Source organism: Streptomyces sp. NPDC029466 (assembly GCF_055574515.1).
Genome location: NZ_JBVHZH010000043.1, coordinates 83203 through 93156 on the forward strand (window position 1 = coordinate 83203; position 9954 = coordinate 93156).

The 9954-nt window shown below is 68.9% G+C and carries 8 protein-coding genes and 2 pseudogenes; 8 read left to right on the top strand and 2 right to left on the bottom strand.

From position 1 onward, the window contains the following. Positions 1-103 precede the first annotated feature (103 nt). From ACZ4XD_RS28655 to ACZ4XD_RS28665, 3 genes and pseudogenes are all read left to right on the top strand, one after another. Complete coding sequence (locus ACZ4XD_RS28655) at positions 104-832, top strand: hypothetical protein (RefSeq protein WP_468046766.1); 729 nt, start codon at positions 104-106, stop codon at positions 830-832. Between the two features lie 214 nt (positions 833-1046). Beyond that, positions 1047-1379 (top strand): annotated as a pseudogene (locus ACZ4XD_RS28660) (hypothetical protein); the annotation flags it as partial. Between the two features lie 835 nt (positions 1380-2214). Beyond that, entirely contained in the window at positions 2215-3423 is a 1209-nt protein-coding gene (locus ACZ4XD_RS28665) for a glycosyltransferase (protein ID WP_468046787.1), read from the top strand. A 44-nt stretch (positions 3424-3467) separates the two neighbouring features. On the opposite strand, the gene ACZ4XD_RS28670 is transcribed toward ACZ4XD_RS28665, so the two are convergent. Further along, on the bottom strand, positions 3468-4103 hold the full coding sequence (locus tag ACZ4XD_RS28670) for a hypothetical protein (protein WP_468046768.1): 636 nt from the start codon (positions 4101-4103) through the stop codon (positions 3468-3470). Positions 4104-4253: 150 nt separating this feature from the next. Next, positions 4254-4709, bottom strand: a complete 456-nt coding sequence (locus tag ACZ4XD_RS28675) for a VOC family protein (protein WP_468046770.1) — start codon at positions 4707-4709, stop codon at positions 4254-4256. A gap of 259 nt (positions 4710-4968) precedes the next feature. Here ACZ4XD_RS28675 and ACZ4XD_RS28680 point away from each other — a divergent pair, with 259 nt between their 5' ends. The 5 genes and pseudogenes from ACZ4XD_RS28680 (at position 4969) to ACZ4XD_RS28700 (ending at position 9805) form a co-directional block, all read left to right on the top strand. Further along, a complete protein-coding gene (locus ACZ4XD_RS28680) occupies positions 4969-5292 on the top strand; it encodes an IPT/TIG domain-containing protein (RefSeq protein ID WP_468046772.1) in 324 nt (107 codons plus the stop codon). A 194-nt stretch (positions 5293-5486) separates the two neighbouring features. Next, complete coding sequence (locus ACZ4XD_RS28685; protein WP_468046774.1) at positions 5487-7694, top strand: bifunctional serine/threonine-protein kinase/transporter substrate-binding domain-containing protein; 2208 nt, start codon at positions 5487-5489, stop codon at positions 7692-7694. Between the two features lie 380 nt (positions 7695-8074). After that, the gene (locus tag ACZ4XD_RS28690; RefSeq protein WP_468046776.1) at positions 8075-8626 is read left to right on the top strand and encodes a nitrobindin family protein; all 552 of its coding nucleotides are present in this window, start codon (positions 8075-8077) and stop codon (positions 8624-8626) included. A gap of 133 nt (positions 8627-8759) precedes the next feature. After that, positions 8760-8948, top strand: a pseudogene (locus ACZ4XD_RS28695) (mycothiol transferase); the annotation flags it as partial. A 20-nt stretch (positions 8949-8968) separates the two neighbouring features. Continuing rightward, positions 8969-9805 carry a transposase gene (locus ACZ4XD_RS28700; protein ID WP_468046778.1) on the top strand — a complete coding sequence of 279 codons (837 nt, stop codon included), beginning with the start codon at positions 8969-8971 and terminating at the stop codon, positions 9803-9805. The last annotated feature ends 149 nt before the right edge of the window (positions 9806-9954 follow it).

Consider the following 9954-nt stretch of genomic DNA (forward strand, 5'->3'; position numbering starts at 1 on the left):
CCGCACCTGCCACCTCCGGCCGCCCGGACTCCCGCGCCCACCGGACCCCGAGTCGGCCGCACACCCGGCAGTGGCAGGCAACTACCGAAGTTGGTGAGGACCCATGCGGGCAGAGGAACTCTCCCATGCGGTAACCCAGCTCAATGAACTCGCCGTCGCCGAGTACAAGGCTACGCTCGAAGATGTCCTGACAGATCCTCAACGGAGTGAGGAAGAACGCCTGTGGCGGGTCGGCCGACTCCTCGGGATCATCGTGAAGGAGCCCTTCGCGCACTCAAGGCCCCTCACCCGAGCCGACCGCACCGGGACCGGGGCGCGGCGAGTGTGGGATCTCGACGAACGCACCTTCGCCGACGAGGCGAAGCAGGCGCTGTGGCAGTACAAGGTGCTCCAAGTCCTCGCCGTGGAGTTGCCTGAGCTGCGCCTCTATCTGGGCATCTCACCCGACACCATGCCGGACCAGATTCCCAGCACAACGGTGCGAGCGTTGGCTCAGACGCTGCACCACGAGCGGGGCTTCTTCCGTTGCCTGGGGGCGTCCGCACGCAGCTACCTGTGCGGGGATTCCGAGACCAGCAGCAAGATCGACGAGTCCGTTCGGAGCGCCGGCGGCCAAGCGCGGATGCTGTCCGCCCCGGCCCTGGTGGGCGCTGGATCCGTGGAAGCCGCGAACGCACTGACCACCCAGGTCCCCTGGCTCGCTTTCGCCGACCCCACACTGACCGCCGGCTTCCTGATCGTGATCGCCACCATCGGCCTCGGCGGCTTCTGCAGATGGATGCTCAAAGACGTAGAGCCGCGTAGCCAAAGCGGCACTGTGTCGGAGGATTGATGTACCCGAACTCCCTTCCCAGGGTCTGTGGCGGCGTAATCCATTGCAGGGTGTGTACAACAAACAGCGGCGCTGGATCTTGGAGTGGTATGCCCCGGTTCTAATGGAGTCGGGTAGCTGGGCAATTGACGATCCAGCAGCCTTCGGAGGCCGTGATGCCCCCGTAGTTATCCGCCCGAGTTCCGCCGCATCCGGAAGGTAGGTCGCCGAGGTTGCCCAGCTCCTCGGTATCAGCGACCAGACGATCTATGTCTGGCGTCGCCAACGCCTCATCGATACAGGGCAGTTGCCCGGTACGAACAGCAGCGACCTGTGCGAACTGGCCGCGGCCCGCAAGCGTATCGCCGAGCTGGAGGCCGAGTTGGCCACCCAACTCGGGACAGTCCGGAGCCTCCATCAGACCCGGAGCGGTTCAAAGTCGTGCGCACCGAAGCCATCGTCGCCACGCGGCCCTGACAACCGCGCGCTGCTGCCTGGCCCACGACTCGTCGTCATGCAGCCAGGCAGCAGCGAAGCCTTGAGACACTCTCGGGGTGGAACAGGTTGACAGACCGCATAACTGCTGGGCTCATCCAGGAGCACCATGCGGGGGTGCGGTGGTGGCGGAGTCGAGGGCGTGTTCTGCGGCGTCGAGGTCGCGGCGGCAGGGGGCGGGCAACGCCGTTCGTGGCCAAGGCCCGGGCCTTGCGCAGGTGGAGCAGCGAGCGGGCAGTGGCGTCCTGGGTACGGGACAGAGCATGCTCCAGGACGTCGATGGCGGTGCCCGCCTGGCCGAGTCAGATGCTCTGGTACGCCAAATCAGAAAGGACACCTGCTCCGCGGTCGCCGTCGCCGGCTTGGTGCGCGGCATGGAGGGCGGCGCTCCAGTAGTGGCCGAGCGTCATCTAGAGTTGTCAACTTCGAATCTTGCTGGTGCGAGCCCGACCCGGAGACCGATCTATTTCGCATCTACCTCCGGGAGGTCGACGGCAGAGCCGGCAGCCCGGCTTGGTTTTGCGATGGCTTGAAGTACCTATGCAGGTTCGATCTCACGGACGGGGCCGGCACTCTTCGCTGCCGCGAGACGGTCGCTCGTCATTTTTCGGCATCGCCGTGATCGGCCGCGGAGGACTTCGGTGACTGGAACGATGCTGCTGCCGTGGGAGCAGGTCGAGCCGCAGATACCGCAGTTCTGCGAGCAGGCCGGCAATTCATGCCGCCGGGAGCGGATGGGACCGCTTGCTGCACTCGGCATCGCCGTTTGGGACCCGAGGCGGGCAAGTCACCCTAACTTCCATCTCCCGTTTAACGGTATATCGCATGGGGGATCTTGCCGCAAGCCCCCCATATCGGGCGAAGATTCCCTCCGCGTCACGAGGCGCGGCAAGAGTATGGGAGTGAACATGCGGGTGCTGTTGTCCACTATCGGATCGCGCGGAGAGGTCCAGCCGGTGATCGCTCTGGCTGTGCAGCTGAAGGAATTGGGACAGGAGGCCGTGGTGTGCGCACCTCCTGATTTCCAGGAGTGGGCCAAGTCGCTGGGGATCACCTACGTCCCGGTTGGCCCGGAATTGCACGCCACAGCCAAGCGGCCGGCAGGAGCAGTGCCAACACCCGAGCAGCGGCGGCAGATGATCGAGGGCACGGTTGCGGATCAGTTCGCGGCGGTGGGTTCGGCCGCCGAGGGATGCGGGATGATCGTGGGAGGCGGTGCCCTGGCGGTCGCCGCACACTCGGTGGCCGAGCAGCGAGGTATCGGATACGTGTACGCCGCGTTCGCACCGATCACGTTGCCCTCGCCGCACCACGCGCCGCCCGTGTTCGGATTGCTGGGAGAAGAGCCGGCGGACAGCCCCGTCGACAACCAGACCCTGTGGGACCGGGACGCACAGCGCTGGAATGCCATGTGGAGCGCGGCACTCAACGCACAGCGAGAGGCTGTTGGGCTCGCCCCGGCGAGCGATGTAAGCCGTCATATCTTCACCGACACCCCGTGGCTGGCCGCCGATCCGACCCTGGCACCGTGGCCCGAGCCCTCGGAGCTGAACGTGTTCCAGACCGGGGCGTGGACGCTGACGGATCACCGGCCGCTCTCGCCGGAGCTGGAACAGTTCCTCGACGCTGGCGAGCCACCGATCTACTTCGGATTCGGCAGTGTACGCGCCCCCAAGGGCATCGCCCGGAGGATGATTGCAGCCGCCCGCGCACTCGGCCGCCGCGCGATCCTCGCCCGCGGCTGGGCCGAGCTTTCTCTCGACGAAGCCGCGCCCGACTGCCTGGCGATCGGAGACGTGAACCAGCAAGTGCTGTTCCAGCGGGTCGCCGCAGTCGTGCACCATGGTGGGGCGGGCACGACCACGACGGCCGCCGCAGCCGGGGCGCCCCAAGTGATCGTCCCGCAGATGTTCGATCAGTTCTACTTCGCCCGCCGCGTCGACCAGCTCGGAATCGGCAGCGCCCACGCGGTCAGCGACCCGACGGCCGACTCTCTCGCTGCAGCGCTGGGCCGAGCCCTCGCCCCTCAGGTGGTCGAGACCGCACACACTCTGGCAGGGCGGGTGCGCACCGACGGTGCACTGACCGCAGCCCGCCGAATGATCGAGAGGCAGTAGCGCCCGCTCGCGCCCGCCTTCTCCGGTCAGCAGCACTCTCGCCTCTACCCGAAGGGCCCCCGCGGGGGCCCTTCGGGCATATCTCCTCCCAAGCCCTTAGAGAGCCAGGCGAAGGTTCCAGCCGGTGAAGCCGGGCTCGTCGTGGCTTGCGAGGGTGGGCGTGTACGTCTCAGGGGCCGGGCGGCAGACGTCCTCCCAGGCGGTGAGCCAGTCGCGCAGTACGGACAGGGACGGGAAGTCGGGCCGTCGGCGACGATGGTGCCGTTCTGCTGGACGACGGCGGCCGTGGTGGGCGTGGAGGGGCCGATGGCCCACGGATCCGGGTTGATCCCCGCCATGGTCAGCTGCGGGTCGGCGAGGGATGCGGCGTAGGTCCGCCAGGACAGCCAGTCGACTTCCTCCCCGCTATACGGCTCGGTGTGCGCGTCCTTCAGCAGCCGCCTCAGCGCGGCGCGGGCGCCGGAGTGGAGCCGGTCGTCCTGCTCGCGCCAGGCGATGGAGATCCAGGACGGGGCGGGGACGCGGTTTTCCCAGTCCACCCAGCGACCGGGCAGATCCAGGTCGGTCTTCGGGGAGGCGGTCGCCTCGATGTAGCCGCCGTTGAACACCTGCTCAACGGTCGGATCGCCGCCGTGGACGCGGTTCTTGGCGACCGCGGTCAGATGAGGTCGTTGCTGCAAGAGCGGCGCTGACGCATTCGGTGTCAGGGAAGAGGGGGAGCGTCCATGCGCGACGGCCGGTGAGCTGTGCCGCTCACCGGCGACACGGTGCGCCGCAGGCCCGTGCCTGCGGCGCATCGCTGCGTCCCGGGGAGTCCGCGCGACGAGAGGTCAGCTTCTGTATGGCTCGTCGATGGCGGGCATCGGCTCCCCGCCCGGATTCCACCTGCTGAGGAAGTCGGCTTGCCTGCTGACGTCAACGAGTTCGACCCGTGCGCCGATGCTGTCCATCTGGTGATAGGCGAAGGGCCGACCATACGGGCAGCCGGAGAAGTCCATGGGCATGCCCTCTTCTTCCAGACGCTGGGACCTTTGACGCACATCGCTGGTCCAGAAGCCGATGTGATCGAACCTGGCTCCCTTGGACGCATCCCAAGGGCTGTCTGATGGCCCTTCAATGAGCTCGATGAAGGGCGGCCCGCCTGTGGTGAAGATGATGCGGTAGTCCCACTCACCAAGCCGGTCGGACACGGGATCACTCCACTCAACCCCGGCCGCACGCTGAAAGTCCTGCATCGCCTGCTCGAGGTCGGGGACCACGAAGCACACATGGTAGAAGGCAGTCATCCACCCATGATCGAGCACGTCATCCCCAAGACCCAGAGGTTAAAAGGCGGTTGAGTGCTGGCGTCGGAACCCTTGATCGGTGACTATCTGTGATCAGCTGGCAGTCTGCTCACTGGTAGGTCGGGGAGAGGCCGCGGGGTGCGGGGTGCGGCGGGGGCTGCGCCGCAGCGTCGGCCCAGCCATGGGGTGTCCACGGCCTGGTCGGCGGCTCGTTGCGATGGGACGTGCGCCGAAGCCCGTCTACGTTTCCAAGGGGGCGATGGATGCGTTCAAACGGGTGGTCCGCCCGCTCGCTCGCCTCCTCACCCTCCCCGAACCTCACGCTCACGTCAGTGCGGTCAGCCCGACGAGCGGAAAGGTCGGCACTGCGGTCACCATCGGCGGCTCGGGCTTCGCCAACGGCGCCACCGTGCACTTCAAGGACAAGGCAGCCGGTTCGGTCAGGTTCATCTCCACCAACGAGATCACCGCAACCGCGCCCGATCAGCTCGACGTCCACCAGACGGTGAACATCACCGTGACGGTCGGCAAGGCGACCTCTCCCACCAGCCCGGCCGACGAGTTCACCTACACCGGACGGTAGCGTCCGCAACGCCCCGTTCCCGGGGTGGCCCTTGGAGCAGCCCCGGGCCCTTGCCGCCGACCGGTCGAACCGTGCCCGGGCGAGGGACCGCCGCAGGACCACAGCACCGTCGGCACCCACCGCCGAATAGCCTCCGCCGGAGCATTCGGGGCCGTGCAGAATGGTGTCGGACAACTGCTGGCACGGGTGGGGGTATGGTGCGACCGCTGGCGAAGCACGATCCGCAGCAGATCGGTCCGTTCCGGATCATCGGGCTGCTCGGTGGCGGCGGTATGGGACGGGTCTATCTCGGCCGCGCGCCGGACGGGCGGCCGGTGGCGGTGAAGACCGCGCGCTCCGAACTCGCCGACGACCGGGGCTTCCGTGCGCGTTTCGCCCGTGAGGTATCCGCAGCCCAGCAGGTGGGCGGACCGTTCGTGGCACCGGTGGTCGACGCCGCGCCGCACGACGACGTGCCCTGGATGGCGACCGAGTACGTGCCGGGTGTCTCGCTCACCGATGCCGTGCACGACTGCGGGCCGCTTCCCGAGCACGCGGTGCGGCTGCTGACGGCCGGCCTGCTGCACGCCCTCACAGCGGTGCACGCGCACGGGCTGGTGCACCGCGACCTCAAGCCGTCGAACATCCTGCTCACCGCCGAGGGCCCGCGCGTGATCGACTTCGGCATCGCGCACTCCGCCGCGGACACTGCCCTGACGACGACCGGCACCGCCCTGGGCACCCCGGGGTTCATGGCGCCCGAGCAACTCGTCATGACCGGTCCCAAGGTCACGGGCGCGGCGGACGTGTTCGCGCTGGGCGGGGTGATCGTGTACGCGGCGACGGGTGGTGGCCCCTACGGGAACGCCGATCCGCAGGTCCTCATGTACCGCACCGTGCACGAGGAGCCACGGCTCGACGAACTCACCGATGAGATACGGGACTTGGCGTCGGCCTGCCTGGCGAAGGATCCGGCGCGGCGGCCCGCTCTGCCCGCTCTCATGGCGTGGGTGGGCGCACCGGGCCCTTACGGCGACTGGCTGCCGGAGCTCGTCGCCGTACAGCTGCGCCGCCTGTCCGCGCAGCTCAGTGACCCCAGGTCCCCGGACATGTTCACGCTGCGGCCCCCGGCCGGGGGGCCCGCCGACGTCCCCGACGACCAACTGCCGACCCGTACGACGGCGGACGGCGCACCGCCCCCGCCGTCGTACGACGCGCCGCCACCCGCGGGCGCTCCCATGCCTCCGCAGCCCGCCACTCCGTCCCCGGGCCAGTACGGTCCAGCCCCCGCCACTTCGTCTCCGGACGGGTATGGCCCAGCCCTCGCCACTCCGTCGCAGGAGCGCCACGGCCCCGCTCCGTCACCGGGGCCGCACGCCGTCCCCCCGGACCAGCTTCCGCTCTCGCCTGGGCAGACCGTGTCCCCTGGCCGGCCCGCGTCCCCGGGGCCGAGCCGGCGCCGGGTGCTCGCCGCGCTGTCCGTCGTCGGGGTCGGAGTCGGTGGCGGGGCACTGGCCTGGGTGCTTCAGCCGGACAGCGGGGACGGCGGCAGCACGGGCGCCGGGGGCAAGCCCGGCGGCAGCAGGAATCCGTCCGGCGGCGGCAATCCGGGCGGGAACCCTTCTGCCATCGGGACCCCCTCCGGTCGGTTGCCGAAGGAGATACGCGACAAAGGCATCGTCACCATCGGCTCGGACATCGCCTACCCGCCCATGGAGTTCGTCCGGGGCGGCGAGCCCGCCGGTCTCGACGTCGACCTCGCGAACGCCCTCGGCCGTGAACTGGGCCTGCGCGTCAAGTTCGTGAACGCCGCTTTCGACACCCTCCTCACCGGTCTGCACGTGAACCGCTTCGACCTGGTCATGTCGGCGATGGCCGACACCAAGGGCCGTCAGGAGGGGCGCACGGACGGCACGAAGACCGGCAGCGGCGTCGACCTGGTCGACTATTTCAAGGCCGGACTGGTGCTCGTTGTCCGCAAGGGCAACCCGGAGGGTGTCAAGGCCCCCGCAGACCTGTCCGGCAGGAAGGTCGCCGTCCAGCGTGGCACGGCCGCCCGTGACCTCCTGGACCAGCTGAACAGGCAGGTCCCCGAGAAGTTGAAGATCCGGGAGTTCGACTCACCGGCGGAGGTCTACGACGATGTCGCCAAGGGTCGGTCCACGGCCTGCCTCGACGACTACCCGGTCGCGGCCCACACCGCCGCGACCCGCGCAGGCGGCACCGCCCTCGAACTCAGCGGTGAGCAGTTCGAACCCCTTCTCTACGGTGTAGCGGTCGCCAAGACCAACACAGCCCTGCGCGATGCCGTACGGGAAGCTCTCGACCGCCTCATCAGGAACGGCGCATACGCGAAGATCCTCAAGAGGTGGCACGTCGAGGACGGCGCGGTGGAGCGGGCGGCCGTCAACGAGGGACCGTAGGGTGGTCGGGCGCCTCTCGGGGGGGAAGAGGGGGAGCGTAGCTGAGACGCGGCCGTCGGGAAGTGTTGAGCCGGCCCTGCCCTGGTAGCCGCTATGCGGTCGTCGGATACGCCACGGGCAGCGCCATCGCCGTAACAAGGAGGCGAGGTCAGTGCTTCACCAACACCTCTGATATCGAGGCGGGTTGACGCGAGAGAGCCACTTGTTCAGCCGGCCTCCTTGCCCCCTTGCCCCGGGAGCGCGTACGGAGAATGCGGCGGCACCGGCTCCACCGTGCCCGTACGGCAGTCACCGGGCGGCGCGCCCTCCGCTGCCCGGCGTCGGTGGCTCGACGGCCTAGGCTGCCACCCGGCACCCGCCTCTACCCAGGAGCGCACATCATGTTCGACCACGCCCCGAAGCACCCGTATCCCGACGCCTTGCGACCGGACGAAGCACCTGCGCCGCACGCACTGCTCGCGCCGGTGATCGGGCTCCTGGGCACTTGGCACGGGCGGGGCCGTGGCGGGTACCCCACACTGGCCGAGGAGTTCGTGTACGCGCAGGAGGTCACCTTCAGCCATGACGGGCGTCCCTTCCTCCACTACGAGGCGCGCTCCTGGCTGCTCGATGCGGACGACACCCCGCTGCGGCCGTCGGCCCGGGAGAGCGGCTGGTGGCGGCTACAGCCCGATGGGCGGGTGGAAGCATTGATCACCCAGCCCACCGGCATCGCGGAGATCTCGGTCGGCCGTGCAGGCGATGGAGTGGTCGACCTCACCACCCATGAGGTGGCTCTCGCCCCCACAGCCAAGGAGGTCACCGCCACCCGCCGCCGCTACACCCTGACCGACGAGGGCACGCTCACCTTTGTCCACGATCTCGCGGCGGTCGGTCAGCCGCTGCAACACCACCTTTCGGCGCAACTGCGACGCGGGGCCGGCAGCAGCTAGGCAGCCGCCAGAAGGCACCTGCGCCGTGAGAGCGCGCCGGCGTGGGTCTGCCGGGCCAGGTCTTGTCGGTGCGGGTCTGCGGGTCTGCGGGTGTGCGGGTCTGCGGGGCTGCGGGGCTGCGGGTGTGGGGGTGTCTGTCATGGTCCATGTCCTCGGCGAGTCCGTCCGGCATGCCGGGCACGCCGATATCCTGCGCGAAGGCCTCGACGGCCGGACCGGGTTGCGCGCCGAACACGAGAAGCGGATCGACGAGGCAGCCCGTGCAGCCCACTGCGCCAAGATCGAGCAGGCCGCCAGGTCGGCCGCACCAAGCAAGGCTTAGAGGTTGTCTCACGTGACGTGATGTTCGCGCGGCTGACGCCGGTCGTGGGTGCTGATCTATCGAAGTGTCTGGTTCCTGATGAGTGTCTGGTTCCTGATGAACTCTGGGAGCCGGCCGCCCCGTTGCTGCCGTCGTCCGCTGCTCGTCCGCAAGGTTGTGGGACCGCTCCGTGTGACGAGCGGGCCGTGTTCACGGCAGTGGTGTACGCGCTGACCAGCGGCTGTGCCTGGCGGCATCTGCCGCCGACGTTCGGCACGTCGCACCGCCACCGCGCATCGCCGCTTCACGGTATGGACCGAGGCCGGCCTGTGGCGTCAGCTGCACCGGGCGGTGCTGGACGAACTCGGGGCCCGGGGCCAGGTGGACTGGACCTCGGCGAGCGTCGACGCGGCCTCCGTTCGCGCCAAAAGGGGGGATCGCTGACCGGGCCGAACCCGGTCAATCGCGGCAAGCAAGAAGGGCAGCAAGCCGCACGTGCTGTCCGATGCCCAGAGAATCCCGCTCGCCGTCGCCGTGTCCGGCGCGAACACGCACGACAGCCTCGCCCGCAAGCCGCTCATCCGCGGCATACCCGCCGTCCGGTGCCGCCGGGGACCACGGCGCCGTCGTGGGGCGCCAGACGGGGTCGAGCGGCTCGTCCGCTGCCGACGGGCGGACGCACCGCCAGGCCGAGGCCGGCGGCTGCGGTCAAGGCCGCGGCGGCAATGCGCAGGGTGCGGCGACGGGCGGTGCGGGCAGTGGTGCTGGAAATCATTGCAGGCCCCTGGGGGCAGTCGGTGTCGTTGTCTCCTCGGTACGTCACCCACTCTGGTCCGGGCCACTATCGAGAAGCTGCCGCTCCGCTAACAACCGGCTAACACCGGTGTGAGTAGGGGAAGAAGCGACGCGACCCATAGGACTGTGTTTGACCTCTAGGCAGTGTCTTCAAATGATCTCGGGTGGTGGATCATGGTCGGGTGATACGTCGCCATGAACTGTCGGATGCCGAGTGGGAGTTCGTCCGGCC